Annotated in this window: 13 protein-coding genes and 1 pseudogene; 8 read left to right on the top strand and 6 right to left on the bottom strand. The window is 68.8% G+C overall.

From position 1 onward, the window contains the following. Positions 1–5 precede the first annotated feature (5 nt). Both MZTS_RS04980 and MZTS_RS04985 read right to left on the bottom strand, forming a co-directional pair. Positions 6–1,388, bottom strand: a complete 1,383-nt coding sequence (locus tag MZTS_RS04980; protein WP_192282269.1) for a dihydrolipoyl dehydrogenase — start codon at positions 1,386–1,388, stop codon at positions 6–8. A 4-nt stretch (positions 1,389–1,392) separates the two neighbouring features. Beyond that, on the bottom strand, positions 1,393–2,199 hold the full coding sequence (locus tag MZTS_RS04985; protein WP_192282271.1) for an SDR family NAD(P)-dependent oxidoreductase: 807 nt from the start codon (positions 2,197–2,199) through the stop codon (positions 1,393–1,395). A 205-nt stretch (positions 2,200–2,404) separates the two neighbouring features. Between MZTS_RS04985 and MZTS_RS04990 the strand changes: the two are divergent. Beyond that, positions 2,405–2,838 (top strand): annotated as a pseudogene (locus MZTS_RS04990) (VOC family protein). 14 nt (positions 2,839–2,852) lie between these two features. Next, the gene (locus tag MZTS_RS04995; RefSeq protein ID WP_009866891.1) at positions 2,853–3,323 is read left to right on the top strand and encodes an SRPBCC family protein; all 471 of its coding nucleotides are present in this window, start codon (positions 2,853–2,855) and stop codon (positions 3,321–3,323) included. A gap of 54 nt (positions 3,324–3,377) precedes the next feature. On the opposite strand, the gene argF is transcribed toward MZTS_RS04995, so the two are convergent. From argF to MZTS_RS05015, 4 genes are all read right to left on the bottom strand, one after another. Continuing rightward, positions 3,378–4,328 (bottom strand): ornithine carbamoyltransferase, encoded by a 951-nt coding sequence (gene argF, locus MZTS_RS05000; RefSeq protein WP_009866892.1) that lies wholly within the window; start codon positions 4,326–4,328, stop codon positions 3,378–3,380. 74 nt (positions 4,329–4,402) lie between these two features. Next, entirely contained in the window at positions 4,403–5,593 is a 1,191-nt protein-coding gene (locus MZTS_RS05005) for an acetylornithine transaminase (RefSeq protein ID WP_192282273.1), read from the bottom strand. Positions 5,594–5,882: 289 nt separating this feature from the next. Next, positions 5,883–6,776, bottom strand: a complete 894-nt coding sequence (locus MZTS_RS05010) for a helix-turn-helix domain-containing protein (RefSeq protein WP_009866615.1) — start codon at positions 6,774–6,776, stop codon at positions 5,883–5,885. 349 nt (positions 6,777–7,125) lie between these two features. Then, positions 7,126–7,344, bottom strand: a complete 219-nt coding sequence (locus MZTS_RS05015; RefSeq protein WP_192282275.1) for a hypothetical protein — start codon at positions 7,342–7,344, stop codon at positions 7,126–7,128. A 448-nt stretch (positions 7,345–7,792) separates the two neighbouring features. On the opposite strand from MZTS_RS05015, the gene MZTS_RS05020 reads away from it, so the two are divergent. From MZTS_RS05020 to MZTS_RS05045, 6 genes are all read left to right on the top strand, one after another. Then, positions 7,793–9,088 (top strand): HlyD family secretion protein, encoded by a 1,296-nt coding sequence (locus MZTS_RS05020; protein ID WP_192282277.1) that lies wholly within the window; start codon positions 7,793–7,795, stop codon positions 9,086–9,088. Continuing rightward, positions 9,085–11,268 carry a peptidase domain-containing ABC transporter gene (locus tag MZTS_RS05025; protein ID WP_192282280.1) on the top strand — a complete coding sequence of 728 codons (2,184 nt, stop codon included), beginning with the start codon at positions 9,085–9,087 and terminating at the stop codon, positions 11,266–11,268. Before MZTS_RS05020 ends, MZTS_RS05025 begins: the two co-directional genes overlap by 4 nt. An 83-nt stretch (positions 11,269–11,351) precedes the next feature. Further along, positions 11,352–11,825, top strand: coding sequence for a RidA family protein (locus MZTS_RS05030; protein ID WP_192282282.1), 474 nt, complete (start codon positions 11,352–11,354; stop codon positions 11,823–11,825). After that, positions 11,822–12,583: a glycerophosphodiester phosphodiesterase family protein gene (locus MZTS_RS05035; protein WP_192282284.1), complete on the top strand. Its 762-nt coding sequence runs from the start codon at positions 11,822–11,824 to the stop codon at positions 12,581–12,583. Before MZTS_RS05030 ends, MZTS_RS05035 begins: the two co-directional genes overlap by 4 nt. Positions 12,584–12,945: 362 nt before the next feature. Further along, positions 12,946–14,181, top strand: a complete 1,236-nt coding sequence (locus tag MZTS_RS05040; protein ID WP_192282286.1) for an HlyD family secretion protein — start codon at positions 12,946–12,948, stop codon at positions 14,179–14,181. Beyond that, positions 14,163–16,181 (top strand): glycosyltransferase, encoded by a 2,019-nt coding sequence (locus MZTS_RS05045; protein ID WP_192282307.1) that lies wholly within the window; start codon positions 14,163–14,165, stop codon positions 16,179–16,181. The genes MZTS_RS05040 and MZTS_RS05045 overlap by 19 nt, the downstream gene beginning before the upstream one ends. The last annotated feature ends 82 nt before the right edge of the window (positions 16,182–16,263 follow it).

The raw sequence follows: 16,263 nt of genomic DNA on the forward strand, positions 1-16,263 counted from the left end.
CCTCTTCAATCCAGCCGATCCGCGAGATCGGACAGGGCCGTGTCGAGCCCCTCCTCCAGGGTCGGATGATAGAAGGGACGGTCGCGGAAACGCCGTACGTCGAGCCCGTCCTGGACGGCATAGGCCAGAAGATGGCCGAGATGCTCCACCTCCGGGCCGACCAGTTCGGCTCCGGTGAGCCGCCCGTCCGGCTCGGCATAGAGGCGGATGCCGCCCTGCGCCCGGTCCATCACCTGGGCCCGGCCCTGGTCGCAGAAATCGGCGCGTCCGACGATCCGGCCGGAACCGGGCGAGAACCCGCCGCCGATCACCGCGATCTGCGGTTGGCTGAACACCATGGCGAGCGCGACCCAACGCTCCGGCCGCTCCGGCCCCTCCCCCGCCGCGAGGCGGGCGGCGTTGCGGCCGGCGATCCGGCCCTGACGGCTCGCCTCGTGCAGCACCGGGCGGTCGGCATTGGCGTCCCCGGCGATCAGGATCGGCGCGCCCTCGCAGAGCAGGGAGCGGGAATCGTAGGACGGGCTGCCCGTCTCGTCGAGCGAGACGCCGGTCCGTTCCAGGCCGAGGCCGCGGACATTCGGCGGACGACCCGCGGCGGCGAGCACGCGGGTGAAGCGGCCTTCGCCCGCGCCGCCCTCCCCGTTCCAGCCGAGGCGCGCACCGTCCCCGTCCGGAGCGGCGTGCTCGACCTTGGCGCCGAGATGCAGGTCGAAGGCCTGCGAGAAGATCTCTCGCGCCGCCGCCTTCAGGTCCGGGTCGCTCAGGCTGCCCAGGCTGTCGCCGGGATCGAACACGCTGGTGCGGACGCCGAGGCGGGCCATGGCCTGGGCCAGTTCCAGCCCGACCGGGCCGGCGCCGAGCACGGCGAGGGAGGCGGGCAGATCCTCGATGTCGAACACGGTATCGGTGGTGAGCACCCGCTCCCCCAGATCCCGCAGCGGCTCCGGCACGCTCGGGCTGGAGCCGGTCGCCAGCACCGCCGCCTTGAAGCGCAGGCGGGTGTGATCGTCGACGCGCAGGCAGTCCGGCCCCTCGAACACCGCCCGGCCCGTCAGGCGCGACTCGTCCGGGAGCTGCTCAAGCCCCTCGAAGACGGAGCCGACGAAACGGTCGCGCCAGTGCCGCATCCGGGCGAGCACCGCCGGCCCGTCGACGCGCACCGCGCCGACATGGATCCCCAGGCGATGGGCCGCGCGGGCATCCTCGGCGGCTTCGGCGGCGGTGATCAGGAGTTTCGAGGGCATGCAGCCGACGCGGGCGCAGGTGGTGCCGCCGGGCCCCTGCTCGATCAGCACCGCTTTCGCCCCCGCCGAGAGGGCCGCACGGTGGGCGGCGATGCCGGCGGTGCCGGCCCCGATCACCGCCACGTCGCAGGCGAGGTCGCGCATCGCGTCAGGCCGCCATGGTGAGGACGGCGCCACCATCGACGCGCAGGTTCTCGCCGGTGATGAAGCTCGCCTGCTCGGAGCAGAGGAAGGCCACGGCCGCCGCCACCTCTTCGACCCGGCCCCGGCGCTTGGCGACGATGCCCGGGCGCTTCTCCTCCAGGAAGCTCTCGATCGCCTCCTCGAAGGAGACGCCGAGTTCCTCGGCGCGCTTCTCCATCATCGCGTCGGTCATCGGCGTCGCCACGAAGGCGGGCGCCACCGAATTCACCAGCACGCCGTCCGGGCCATAGGCCTTGGACAGGCCCTTGGTGAGATTCATCAGGCCGGCCTTGGCGGCGCAATAGGGCAATTCCTCGACATAGGGCTGCACCGCGTCCTCGGAGGTGAAGAACACGATCCGCCCCCATTTCCGTTCCCGCATGCCCGGAAGGAAGGCGCGGGCGACCCGGACCGCCGCCATCAGGTCAGCCTGGATCGTCGAGAGCCAGCCCTCGTCGTCGATCTCCAGGAAATCGCCGGTGGCCCCGGTGACGCCGGCGGCGTTGACGAGGATGGTCGGCGTCTCGCCGAAGGCCGTGGCGGCGAAGTCGCGCAGCGCGCGCGCGCCGGCCTCGCTGGAGAGGTCGGCCTGGCAGGCCTTCACGGGGCCGAGGGCGGCCAATCTTTGGGCCGCCTCCTGCAGCTCCATCTCCTTCAGGTCGGAGAGGACGACCTTCACGCCCTCCCGCAGCAGGTACTCCGCGCTGGCATAGCCCATCCCGGAATCGCCCCCTGTGATGACCGCGACGCGACCGCTGATGCCGAGATCCATGGGGGCGACCTTCTTTCGCTGTCGGCGTCCGATTCGACCCTTCGATGTCGCCGCGGCAGCCTTTGTTAAAGCCGCGTGCCAACGGCAGCGGGAGAGGATCGTTCCAGCCGGGCGCTGCGGCACTTGTGAAAGCGTTTGCGGGGATCGCCGCCGCGCGGCACCTTCACGGACGCGGTGCAAAAGCGAATCGGATGGGAGGGACACCATGAGCGCGAGCGACACGGCGCAGCCGGGTCCGGCCGTGCCCCCGAAGGGCGGCGTGGTTGCCTATCTCACCCTCGACGGTGCCTCCGGGCGGCGGAGTTCTACAAAGCCGCTTTCGGGGCCGAGATCGTCGCCTCCATCCCGCCGGACGAGCAGGGCCGAACCATGCATGTTCACCTGATCGTGAACGGCAGCTCGGTGATGCTCTGCGATGCCTTTCCCGAATACGGCCACCCGCTCCAGGCACCGCAATCCTTCAGCCTGCTCCTGCCGGTCGAAGATATCGCGGTCTGGTGGGACCGGGCCGTGGCGGCGGGGGCGGAGGTGGTCACCCCCTATCAGACGATGTTCTGGGGTGACGTCTACGGGCAGCTGCGCGACCCGTTCGGCGTGATCTGGGCGATGAACCAGCCCGGTCGGACGGCCCGATCCTGAGCGGGAGACACATCATGGCCGATGCCGACGACCCGCGCGACCTCGTGCTGACCCGCCTGATCCCGGTCCCGCGCCGGGCGCTCTGGCGAGCCTGGACCGAGCCGGATCTGCTGAAGGCGTGGTTCGCGCCGAAACCCTACACCACCCCGGTCGCCGAACTCGACCTGCGCCCCGGCGGCACCAGCCGCATCGTGATGCGCAGTCCCGACGGGCAGGACCTGCCCAATACCGGTGTCTATCTGGAGGTGGTGCCCGACGAGCGCCTCGTCGTCACCGACGCCTATCGTTCGGCCTGGATCCCGTCCGACAAGCCGTTCCTGACGGTGATCCTCACCTTCGCCGACGAGGCCGGCGGCACCCGCTACACGGTGCGGGCCCGCCACTGGACCTTGGAGGATCGCCGGCGCCACGAGGAGATGGGCTTTGCCGAAGGCTGGGCAATCTGCGCCGACCAGCTCACGGAGCTGGTGACGGAACTGCGCTGACGAACCGCCGGCACCCCCGCCCGGGACGGGAAGAGGGGGCCGGCGGGTGCGAGGTCAGGCCGCTTCGCCCAGGCACCAGGCCAGGATGCCCTTCTGGGCGTGCAGGCGGTTCTCCGCCTCGTCGAACACCACCGATTGCGGGCCGTCGATCACGTCCGCTGTGACCTCTTCGCCGCGATGGGCCGGCAGGCAATGCAGGAAGATCGCGTCCTTGGCGGCATGCGCCATCAGCGCCGCATCGACCCGGTAGGGCGAGAGCAGGTTGTGGCGGAAATGCTCGTCGTCATCGCCCATGGAGACCCAGCAATCGGTCACCACCGCGTCCGCTCCCTCCACCGCCGCGTAGGCGTCAGTGGTGGCGTTGACCCGCGCGCCCTCGCGCTCGGCCCAGGCGACCAGGGCCGGCGGCATCGCCAGCTCGTTCGGCGCGGCGACGTTGAGGGTGAAGTCGAAGCGCGCGGCGGCGTGGACCCAGCTCGCCAGCACGTTGTTGGCGTCGCCCGACCACGCGATGGTGCGGCCCTTGATCGGCCCGCGATGCTCCTCGAAGGTCAGCACGTCGGCCATGATCTGGCACGGATGCGAGACCTTGGTCAGGGCGTTGATGACCGGCACGGTGGCATGTTCGGCCAGCTCGACCATCAGCGTGTGGTCGAGGGTGCGGATCACGATCGCATCGACGAAGCGGGACAGGACGCGGGCGGTATCGGCCACGCTCTCGCCGCGGCCGAGCTGCATCTCCTTGCCCGTCAGCATCAGGGTGTCGCCGCCGAGCTCGCGCATCGCCACGTCGAAGGAGACGCGGGTGCGGGTCGAGGGCCGGTCGAACACCATGGCCAGCATCTTGCCGGTGAGCGGTCGCTCCTCCGCGCGCCTGCCCTTCACCCTCGCCCGCTTCATGGCGGCGGAGGCATCGAGGACGCCGCGTAGGGTCTCGGCGGAGAAATCCTTCAGGTCGAGGAAGTGGCGGACATGCGATCCGCTGCCGTTCAGGGTCGTGGTCATCTCAATATCTTCGCTCGCGGTGCCGCGCTCCGAGGGCCTCGCGCAGCGCCTTGTGGGCGCCGCGCGAAAGCCGTTCAGGCGGCGCCGCGCATCTGCGCCTCCAGATCGGTCGCCGCGGCATCCAGCCGGGCCACGGCCTCGTTCACCTCCGCCTCGCCGACGATCAGCGGCGGCAGCAGGCGGATCACATTGTCGCCGGCCGGGATCACGAGCAAATGCCGTGCCCGCGCGGCCGCCGTGAATTCGGTGTTCGGCAGGTTGAGCTTGAGGCCCCGCATCAGCCCCTGACCCCGCATTTCGGAGAAGATATGGGGGTGGCGGTCGATCAGCTCCGCCAGCTTCTGCGTGAGCAGCAGGCCGGTATGCTCGACATGGGCGAGGAAGCCCGGCGCCAGCACCACGTCGAGCACGGCATTGCCCACCGCCATGGCCAGCGGATTGCCGCCGAAGGTGGTGCCGTGGGAGCCGGCCACCATGCCGCGCGCCGCCTCGCGGGTGGCGAGGCAGACGCCGAGGGGGAAGCCGCCGCCGATGCCCTTGGCCGCGCTCATGATGTCCGGGGTGACCCCCGACCATTCATGGGCGAAGAACTTGCCGGTGCGCCCGACCCCGGTCTGCACCTCGTCCATGATCAGCAGCAGGCCGTGCGCATCGCACAGGGAGCGCAGGCGCCGCAGCATCTCGCCGGGAATCACCCGCAGGCCGCCCTCGCCCTGGATCGGCTCGATCATCAGGGCGGCGGTCTCCGGCCCGATCGCGGCTTCGAGGGCGGCGAAATCACCGACCGGCACCTGGTCGAAGCCATCGACCTTCGGGCCGAAGCCGTCGATGTATTTCTGCTGACCTCCGGCGGCGATGGTCGCCAGGGTGCGCCCATGGAACGCGCCCTCGAAGGTGACGATGCGGTAGCGCTCCGGGTGTCCGTCGGCCGCATGATACTTGCGCGCCATCTTGATGGCGGCCTCGTTGGCCTCCGCGCCGGAATTGGCGAAGAAGGCCACGTCCGCGAAGGTCGCGTCCACGAGCCGCTGGCCCAGACGCTCGCCCTGTGGGATCTGGAACAGGTTCGAGGTGTGCCAGAGCTTCTGCGCCTGCGTGGTCAGCGCCTCCACCAGATGGGGATGGGCGTGGCCCAGGGCGTTGACGGCGATGCCGGCTCCGAAATCGAGGTAGCGGTCGCCGTTCTCGGCGACCAGCCATGCGCCCTCCCCTCGCTCGAAGGCGACCGGGGCGCGGGCATAGGTCGGGAGCAGGGCGGAGGTCACGCGGGTCCGTCTCCTCGGGCGCGATCCAAAAGAAAGTGCCGCCTCGTGGAGCGGGCGGCACGGGCGCGATTACTATGGAAGCGGTCCGCTCTGTCAATCTCGGCCTGGCTTTTCCGGCGCTCTTTCTCATGAGCCGGCAAATGGTTCGGGGAGTCTCTACCTTCGCCCTTCTCCCGGTCGTCCTCGCTGATCGAGGGCCGTATCTCGGGCGGGCCGCCTCGGGGGCGGTTCCGAGCCGGGGCCTCGTCGCGCGCTCCCACGACGGGGCGACCTCCCCTGCTTCGGGGGCTCAAGCCCGTTGCAGCCGCGTCGCTCCGGTCGGCGAGCGTCCGACGATCTTGCGGAAGGTCCGCCCCATGCGCCGTGCATCCGGGAAGCCGGCGCGGGCCGCCGCCTCGCTCAAGGAGACGGTGCCGGAGCGGATCAGCGACTGGGCCAGGGTCACCCGCTCGCGCAGGACGTATTGGTACGGCGTCACGCCGAAGCTGCCCTTGAAGGCGCGGACGAAATAGCCCTCGCTCAGGCCCACCGCCTCCGCCATCTCGCCGAGCGAGAGCGGGGTGCCGATCCGCTCGGCGACGAGGTCGCGTACCCGCCGGGCCTGACGGGGATTGAGCGCCGCGTTCCGGCGGGGGCCGGTCGCCGACAGGGCGCCGGAGGTCCGCAACACAGCGAGCGCGACGCTGTCGACCAGAAGCGCGTCCGCGGCCCTGTCCTGACCGCACGCCTCCTGCCCAAGAGCGGCGAGGAGGTGGAAGACGGTCATCCGCTCGGTGAGGTCGCAGGTGATCGAGGGAATCCGGGCCTGTGACAGGGGCGCCTCGATCATCCGCTCCACCGCGGCGGGCATGAAGGCGAGGTAGCGGCCACGGCATTGCCCGCTCCAGAGCGTGCTGCCGGCATAGCCGGGTCCGCGCAGGACGAAGGCCTCGCCCGTCCGTTCGTCGCATTGCTCGCCGTCGGCGGGGCAGCCGCCGCTGAAGGTCAGCCGGGTCTGCCGGACGCCGTGCCAAGTGCCGATGAGGAGGCCATCGACGCGGTGTGTGCTGTGGCCGGGGGAGCCGTAGGCGAAATCGATAAAGGCGATGCCGTCGAGGCCGCTGGCCGGAATCTGGCCGAAGATCACGTCGGGCGGTGCGCTCAACTCGCCCTGGACGGAGGCGTTGACGAACGGAACGCTCATCTCCCGCTTCGTTCTCCCTGACGCTGACGCGCTTCGACGGCGCGTTTCATGATCCTTGCCCGATGATCCTGCTTCGCCGCGCGCCTTCGAGGCGCGCGGCCAATGCTGACGCTTGAGGGCCGACCGAATGAAACGGATCGGATCGCAGGCTGTTCCCGCTCCCTCACCCGTTCCTTGCCGGAGCGCCCCGCGGAAGCGGCCGGATCGGCCGTTTCCGCGGGAGATGAGCGTCCCGTCTTTCACGAGGCTCCCGCTGCGCCGCCCCCATCGGGCGAGGGGCGGGTCAGTGCCGGGAGAGGCGCGGGACGCCCATTCTTGCCGGACGGCTCGGTCCGGCGACCTGACTTGGTTACTTGCCGAGCAAGCCGCCGAGCAGGCCGCCTACGGCGCCGAGCACCTTGTCGAGCGTGCCGCCGACGAGGCCGCCGACCTGATCGACGACACCGGACACGGCACCGAGTTCCTTGCTGAGATCGAGCTCCAGACCGAGACCGAGAGACAGACCGCCGCCGACCTGATCCAGCTCCGCAGCGTTCAGCTCGCGAATGGTGTCAATGTTCTGCTGCATGGTTTTCTCCTTTGTCCGAACGATACTGGAAGATCGTTCTATATTTCTGTCTTCCTTTGACATAAGAGCCGCGCCGATGCGCCGCTCTGTTGGATAAGGTATGGATATTATTCCGGCAGGCAAGCCGGGCCCGGTCCGACGTTCGTGGCCGGACGACATGGGAAGCGACGAATGAACAGATTTTGCCTTTCTGCGCTGCCGACGGATGGCGTGGGGATGGCGCGCCGAGGAGCATGGCGGGCGGCGGCCCTTCCTAGGCGGCTCAGCGCGGCGGTATCCGATTCCACGGAGCGGCGCCGGACAGTGAGCAAAAATTGACCTCGGCGACGCTGTGCCGGTCGATGTCCGTGGACGCCTACGTAAAAGGTTGTAATTATTCCGTATTATCATTTGTGTGCGTCAGAATATCGCAGAGTGTCGGACTGTCGCTGATAAGGAGAGGGCTCCGGTGAATGCTCCCCTGTTCCGACGCGAGGTCGTCGAAGCGCGCAAAAGTGCCTGGCTCGGCGAGGCCCAGGTGGTGCAGCCCCTGGCGATCCGCCTCGTGGTCGGTCTCTGCCTCGTCTTCGTCGTTCTGGTCGGCCTGTTTGCCTGGCTCGGCAGCTACACCCGCCGCGTCCATGCCGAGGGCATGCTCGCCCCGGATATCGGGCTCATCACCGTGGCGAGCCCGCTTGCCGGCCGGGTCAGCGCCTCGGGCGTGAAGGAGGGCGACCGGGTCGAGCGCGGCCAGCTCCTCTTCACCATCGATCTCGACGCCGTCTCGGCGAGCGGCCCGACCCAGGAGCGGGTGATCGCCCAGCTCGCCCTCCAGCGGGAGAGCGTCGAGCGCCAGCGGGCGGCCCGCGCCGCCATGGCCGAGGCCGAGAAGGCGGGGCTCAAGGACCAGATCGCCAATCTGGAGGCGCAGCGCGCCCGGATCGAGGAGCAGGTCCTGCTCCAGGACAAGCTGGTGCCTCCCCTCAAGGCCCGCGCCGACGAACTCGCCGACCTCGTGACCCGGGGCTTCGCCCGCGCGGCGGATTTCCAGAGCCAGAACTACCTCTACCTCCAGGCCAGCTCGCAGCTGGCGCAGTTCCGCCAGGGCGCGCTCCAGATCGAGGGCAAGCTCGGCGAGCTGAGGGCCAAGCTCGCGACCTTCGACGAGACCCTGGCCCGCGATCTCGCCGAACTCGACCGCAGCGCCGCCCAGCTCGAACAGCAGCGGGCCGAGAGCGAGGCCCGCCGCGCCATCGAGGTGCGCGCGCCCGAGCGCGGCATCCTCACCTCGATCCGCGCCCAGGCCGGGCAGACGGTGGCGGCGGGGGCGAACCTGCTGACCCTGCTGCCGAGCGACGGGCGGATGCAGGCCAACCTCTTCGTCGATTCCTCGGCCATCGGCTTCGTCGAGCCGGGGGCGAGCGTGATGCTGCGCTACGCCGCCTTCCCGTTCCAGCGCTTCGGCCTGCACCGGGGCGTCGTGACGGAGGTGACCCGCGCCCCGCTGGAGGGCGATGGCGGTGCCCAGCCGGAGGCGGCCCGCAACGCGGCCAGGACGGCCGGAAACGGCGGCGTGTACCGCATCGTGGTGCGGCCGGACGAGGACAGCGTGACGGCCTATGGCGAGCCGCGGCGGCTGGAGGCCGGCATGCGGGTCGAGGCCGACATCGCGCTCGAGAAGCGCGCGCTCTATCGCTGGCTCCTCGACCCCCTCTACCACGTCAAGCGCAGCGTCGATCTCGTCACGGAAGGAGGCGGCCGATGAGCGTGCTGTCGGATCTGCAATTCGGCTTCCGGCGGCGGCTGCCGGTCCTGCTCCAGGCGGAGGCGGCCGAGTGCGGCATGGCCTGCCTCGCCATGGTGCTGAGCCATCACGGCCGTCAGGTCGATCTCGGCACCCTGCGCGCCCGCCATACCCTCTCCCTGAAGGGCATGACGCTCAGGAACCTGATGGACCTGTCGGGCAGCATGGGCCTGACCACGCGGGCTCTGCGGGTCGAGATGACCGATCTCGGCCGCCTGCGCCTGCCCTGCATCCTGCATTGGGGCCTCAACCATTTCGTCGTGCTGGCGGCGGTGCGGCGCCGGGAGATCGTGATCCACGATCCCGCCCGCGGGCGCCGGACCCTGAGCCTCGCCGAAGCCTCCCGCGAATTCACCGGCGTGGCGCTGGAGGTGGTGCCGAACCAGAGCTTCGTGCGGGAGAAGGCGGTGCAGGGCCTCGCCCTGTCCGACCTGTTCCGGGGCATGGCCAGCATCCGCTCGGCCATGGCGCAGATCCTGGTCCTGTCGCTCGGCATCGAGCTGGTCGCGATCCTGATGCCGATCGCCTCGCAGATCGTCATCGACGAGGTGATCGTGAACGGCGACCTCGACCTGCTGCTGGTGGTGGGCCTCGGTCTCGCCCTGCTGCTGGTGCTGCAACTGGGGCTCGGCATCGCCCGCACCTGGGCGATCATGCTCACCGGCACGAACCTGAACTATCAATGGTCGGGCTCGCTGTTCGACCACCTGTCCCGGCTGCCGCTCGACTATTTCCAGAAGCGGCATGTCGGCGACGTGATCTCCCGCTTCGGCACCCTCGCCACGATCCAGAAGGGCATCACCACCGATCTGGTCCAGGCCCTGCTCGACGGGCTCATGTCGGCCGGCATGCTGATCATGCTGTTCCTCTACGGCGGCTGGCTCGCTTTGGTGGCGCTCGCCGCCACCGCGCTCAACGCGGGCCTGCGCATCGTCGCCTACAAGGCCTATCGCGAGGGGACCGAGGAGGCGATCGTCGCCGAGGCGCGCCAGCAGAGCCACTTCATCGAGACCGTGCGCGGCATGGCGAGCGTCAAGCTCCTGAACCTGCGCGAGCGCCGCCGCGGCACCTGGATGAACCAGTTCGTGCAGGCGCTGAACGCCCGGCTGCGGCTGCAGCGGCTCGACCTCGTGTTCGGGCGCGGCAACGAGTTCCTGTTCGGGGCCGACCGGCTGATCCTGCTCGTGCTCGGGGCCCGCGCGGTGATCGACCAGTCGATGACGCTCGGCATGCTGGTCGCCTTCCTGGCCTATCGCGACCAGTTCTCGACCCGCATCGGCAACCTGATCCAGTCCGGCTTCCAGCTGCGCATGCTCAACGTGCAGACCGACCGGCTCTCGGACATCGTGATGACCGAGCCGGAGGAGGCCGCCGCCCCGCTCACCCCGTCTCTCGCCGCCGGCGAGGCGCCGGTCCCCGCCCCGGCGATCCTTCCCGCCGGAGCGCGCGAGCCGGTCCGGGGGGCGGCCCTGCGGGCGGTCGGCCTGTCGCTGCGTTACGGCGACGACGAGCCCTGGGTGTTCCGCAATCTCGGCCTGGAGGTGCCGCCGGGGGCGAGCCTCGCCATCACCGGCCCCTCGGGCTGCGGCAAGAGCAGCGTGATGAAGATCCTGATGGGCCTGCTGCCCCCGACCGAGGGCGCGGTGCTGGTCGAGGGACGCGACATCCGCGCCGGGGGCTTGGCCGCCTATCGCGCCCGCATCGCCGGGGTGATGCAGGACGACGGGCTGTTCGCCGGCTCGATCGCCGAGAACATCGCCGGCTTCGATGAGCGGCCCGATCTCGGCTGGATCCGCGAATGCGCCGCCCGCGCCGCGATCCTCGACGACATCGTCCGCACGCCGATGGGCTTCGAGACGCTGGTCGGCGACATGGGCTCGACCCTGTCCGGCGGCCAGCGCCAGCGGGTGATCCTGGCCCGCGCCCTCTACCGGCGCCCGGAGATCCTGTTCCTCGACGAGGCCACCAGCGCCCTCGACGAGCCGACCGAGGCGGTGATCGCCGCCGCCCTCAAGGAGCTGAGGATGACCCGGGTGATCGTCGCCCACCGCCCGGCGACCGTCGCCCATGCCGATCTGCGCTACGTCTTCCCCGGACCGGAGCCGGCCTCGGCGCCCCGGGGCGCCGCGATGGCGGAGTGAGCGCGGGGCGGCGCACCCCTTGCGAGTCGCCCCGCCCCCGTGCTCAGAGCCTGCCGGCATCACCACTTCGGGAGGCGACGGCGATGAACTCGGTCAAGGAACGTCTGGAGGCCCTCGGCCTCGTGCTGCCGAAGGCGGCGGCGCCGGTGGCGAACTACGTGCCCTTCGTGCGCAGCGGCAACATGGTCGTCATCTCCGGCCAGATCTGCTTCGGGCCGGACGGCACCCTCGACCCCGCCCACAAGGGCAAGCTCGGCGCCGAGGTCTCGCCGGAGCAGGGCGTGGCGGCGGCCCGCCTCTGCGCCCTCAACGTCCTGGCCCAGGTCCAGGCGGCGGTGGGCGATCTCGACCGCGGCGTGGTGCAATGCGTGCGGCTCGGCGGCTTCATCAACGCGGTGCCGAGCTTCGCCGCCCTCGCTCCTGTGATGAACGGCGCCTCGGATCTGATGGTCGCGGTGCTGGGCGACCGCGGCCGGCATGCCCGCTCGACGGTGGGCGTCGCCGAACTGCCCCTCGACGCCGCCGTCGAGGTCGAAGCCCTGTTCGAGGTCGCGTGAGCGGCGAAACGCGCCGGGCGCCGGACTGGCTGACCGCCCGTCCGATCGCCCATCGCGGCCTGCACGACCGCGCCTCCGGCATTCCGGAAAACACCCTGGCGGCGGCCGAGGCCGCCATCGCCGGCGGCTACGCCATCGAGTGCGACGTGCAGCTCAGCGCCGACGGCGAGGCGATGGTGTTCCACGACGCCGCGCTCGGGCGGCTGACCGAGGCCACCGACCCGGTGGAATCCCGCACGGCCGCCGACCTCGGGAGCCTCGCCATCGCCGGCACCCGGGAGCGCATCCCGACCCTGGCGGAGTTCCTCGGCCGGATCGCGGGCCGCGTGCCGGTGATCGTCGAGATCAAGTCGCGCTTCGACGGCGACCGGCGGCTCACCCGCCGCGCCGCCGCCATCGTTGCCGGTTTCGAGGCGCCGGTCGCCCTCAAATCCTTCGATCCGGTCCTTGTCGCCACCCTCGCGGAGATCGCCCCCGACATCCCCCGCGGCATCGTCGCGGAGGCGAGCCAGGACGATCCCGCCTATGCCAAGCTCTCGCCGACGATGCGGGCCGAGCTGTCGGGCCTGCTCCATCTCCATGTGAGCCGCCCGCATTTCCTGTCCTGGCGCGTCGACGACCTGCCGGGCCCGGTGCCCTATCTCTGCCGCCGCCTCGGCGCCATGCCGGTGATGACCTGGACCGTGCGGACCGAGGCGCAGCGGGCGCTCGCCGCCGAGCATGCCGACCAGATGGTGTTCGAGGGGTTTCGGGCCTGATCCGAGCGCGAACCCCGATCCGCTCGGCCCGGTAAGCGGCCGATGCCGGCCCTGTTCGGGCCTTCGCAGAGCCTGCTGGGCGGGCTCCAGCGGATCCTCCCAGGCCGCGCCGAAGCGATGGACCAAAGCAAGTCCGCAAGGTTCCGACGGCCGTCCCCGGCGGGCTGTCCATACGCGACAGCTGCGGAGGTGATGGCGGAGCGATCTCGCTGAGAAAAGACGCAACATTCCTGCGAATCTAAGGATCCGAATTGCCTTATCGAGGGTTCTCGCGACTGTAGCCCAAGAAATCCATCTGACTTTTTTGGGCTAATTGCCTGGGGAGCCAAAGGCGCTGAGACGCCGCGTCAGGATGATGGAGCATGTTTTGGAACACGCGTATTATCCGCATTCTTGTCGGCTTATCTCTTTTATCCATCGCGATCATTGTCGTTCTGCCGGGGCTCACGGGATATACTAGTCTCGATGGCACCGTGAATGCACGTTTCGCTGTGCTGTCGGCGCCGATCGAGGGGGTCGTTTCCGATACGCCTCCCAAGGTCGGGACCGCGCTGCCGGAGGACGCAGAGCTCTTCCAGATCACGAACGATCGCATTGCCCGCACGGCGGAGGCGCAGCTCGATGCCGATCTCGGCGCGGCGCGCGAGCGCCTGAAGGCGCTGGACGCACAGATCGGTCAGCTCACGGCTCTCAAGAAGGAGCTTTCCACCCGGCTCGGCGACTACCAGAAGGCGAGCCTGCAAAGCATCCAGCAGGAGATCATCATCCGCCAGCAGCGGATCAGCACGGCTCAGGCCAACCGTGTCTCCGCAGAGGCCGATCTCAGCCGCAAGCAGACGCTCGGCGCGACAGGTGTGGTCGCGAACAGTTCGGTCGAGGCGGCGCGGGCTGCGGCCATTGCCTCCGGCAACGAGGGCACGATCGCCAAGGCTGAACTCGACAGGCTCAGCCAGCAGCTCGATGCCCTGAAACGCGGCACCTTCGTGGGTGAGGGCCGCAATGACGTGCCCTACTCGCAACAACGCGGAGACGAGGTCACGATCCAGCTCGCCAATGTCGAGGCGCAGGCCAAGCTCGAACGAGCGCGTGTTCAGCTTCTGGAAAAGCAGCTTCTCATCGAGCGCGCTCGAAACGACAGGCTATCGAATGCCTCCATAAGGCTCCCGTTCCGTGGCGTGATCTGGCGCAACAACGTCGTCGGCGGCTCGAACGTGGTTGTCGGCAATGAACTGACCCGCCTGCTCGACTGCCGGGATCTCTTCGTCGACATCCTGCTCGACGAGGTCGATTACGACCAGATCAAGCCCGGCGATCCCGCAGAAGTGCGCCTCCTCGGAACCTCGGACATCATCGCCGGACGCGTGAACTCCGTGCGCGGCGCGAGTGCGGCGGTGGAGGAGGTGACGCTCGCGGCCATCCCGCCGAAGAGCAGGGGCAAGAATGCCCGCATCCGGCTGATCCTCGAGCAGAACGCGATGCAAACCGACTACGAGAACTTCTGCCATGTGGGTCGCACCGTACAAGTGCGGTTCGAAAGATCTACAGTGATTCTGCCGATCGTCAATTGGATGAAGAGCCTGTGGTTCAGTATCTCCTAGATCTGGAGCTCGCTCCTCTCGCTCCGACGTTCCTCGTTGGAGCTTTTTTCTTTATCTTTGTGACGAATTGGCCGCGGCAGAAAACCTGGGCGCGGAGCGTTGCCTGCCTCTTCGTTCTCGCGGTGGCCGTGCGCTACCTGCTCTGGCGCTTCTTTCACACCGTGCTGCCGCATCCGGTCGATGGAAGCTTCGCGTTCATCTGGACCTGGACGGTCTTCTGCGTGGAACTCGGCGCCTTCGCCGACATCCTGCTCTTCCTCGTCGTGATGAGCCGCTCGGTCGACCGGAGCACCGAGGCGAGCCAGTCCGAACGGACCTTCTTCGCGCGTCCAAAGGCGGACTTGCCGACGGTCGATGTCTTCATCCCGACCTATAACGAGCCCCTGGACGTGCTGGAGCGGACCATCGTCGGCGCTCTCGCCCTCGATTACCCGCGGGACAAGTTCAAGGTCTACGTCCTCGACGACAAGCGGCGCGACTGGCTGAAGGCGTATTGCGAGGAGAAGGGGGCGATCCACGTCACCCGGCCGGATAATTCTCACGCCAAGGCCGGCAACATGAACAACGGCCTCAAAGTCTCATCGGGCGACTTCATCGCGATCTTCGATGCGGACTTCGTGCCCTACCGCAATTTTCTGCGCCGGACGCTGCCCTTCTTCATGGATCCGACGATCGGTATCGTTCAAACGCCGCAACATTTCTTCAACAAGGATCCGGTCCAGTCGAACCTCTCGCTCGAAAAAGTCTGGCCCGACGAGCAGCGGCTGTTCTTCGATGAGATGGCCGCGAGCCGCGATGCCTGGGACGTGAGCTTCTGCTGCGGCTCCTGCTCGATCGCCCGCCGCGCGGCGCTCGACGTGATCGGCGGCTTCCCGCACGATTCGATCACCGAGGATCTGCTCACGACCCTCGCCATGCTCAACAAGGGCTACAAGACCCGTTACCTGAACGAGCGCCTGTCGATGGGCCTCGCGGCGGAGAACCTGAAGGGCTACTTCGTCCAGCGGGGCCGCTGGTGCCGCGGCGGCATCCAGACGATCTATCTGCATAACGGGCCGTTGCGCGGCCCGGGCCTGAACCTGTTCCAGCGGGTGATGTTCCTGCCCCTGTCGTGGCTGATGCAGTACACGACGCGGTTCGTGATCCTCGTCGTGCCCGCCGTCTACCTCTGGACCGGCGCCGCGCCCCTGTACTTCACCGGCACGCAGGACATCGTCACCTATCAGTTGCCGGTGCTCACGGCCTACTTCCTGCTGATGGGCTGGCTGACGCCGACGCGCTACCTGCCTCTGGTGTCGAGCGCGGTCGGCACCTTCGCGACCTTCCGCATGCTGCCCGTCGTGGTGTCCAGCGTGATCAAGCCGTTCGGTGTCCCGTTCCGCGTCACGCCGAAGGGCAGCGGCAACGAGGAGAACGCCTTCGACGCCTACACCTTCTTCTCGATCGCCTTCTGGATCGCTGTGACGGCGCTTGGCCTTGTCATCAACATCGTGCCGGAATGGTCGCGCATCGGCGAGGGTGAGTTCTCGATCGTCTCGGCCTATTGGGCCGCCCTCAACATCCTCGTCCTCTTGGTCGCGGCGCTGATCTGCTTCGAGAAGTCCCGCCCGCTGCTCGACAGTTTCGCAACCGATGAGCCGGCCCGAATCGTGGCCGCGGACCGAACCTTCGATGCGCGGATCGCCAGCCTGTCACTGGATCGGGGCGTTGCCTCCTTCACCACGGATCCTGGCCTGCGTCCCGGCGACCGGATCTGGATCGAGATGGAGCGCTTCCCGCATCTCGAAGGCAAGGTCGCGAGCGTGACGCCCGGCAAGCGGCGCGGACCGGTCTGCGTCAGCTTCTCCTACGCCCTCGAGGGCGATTGCCGCGACGCGATGATCGTCCGGCTCTATACCGGCCAGTACTCGCAGGACATCCGTGACATCGACAAGTCGGCCATTGTCGGGGGCCTATGGCACCGCCTCTTCGGACGAAGCGGCACCTACGATCCGGCCTGAACCCATTTTCCCTTGAGGAGAAAACCGCGCTTTCACGGAGCCCGGAGGCCTCAGTCGGAGAGCGCCCTCAGAGCCTGTTTGA

The sequence above is a fragment of the Methylorubrum zatmanii genome, from assembly GCF_014845115.1.
GTDB lineage: Bacteria > Pseudomonadota > Alphaproteobacteria > Rhizobiales > Beijerinckiaceae > Methylobacterium > Methylobacterium zatmanii.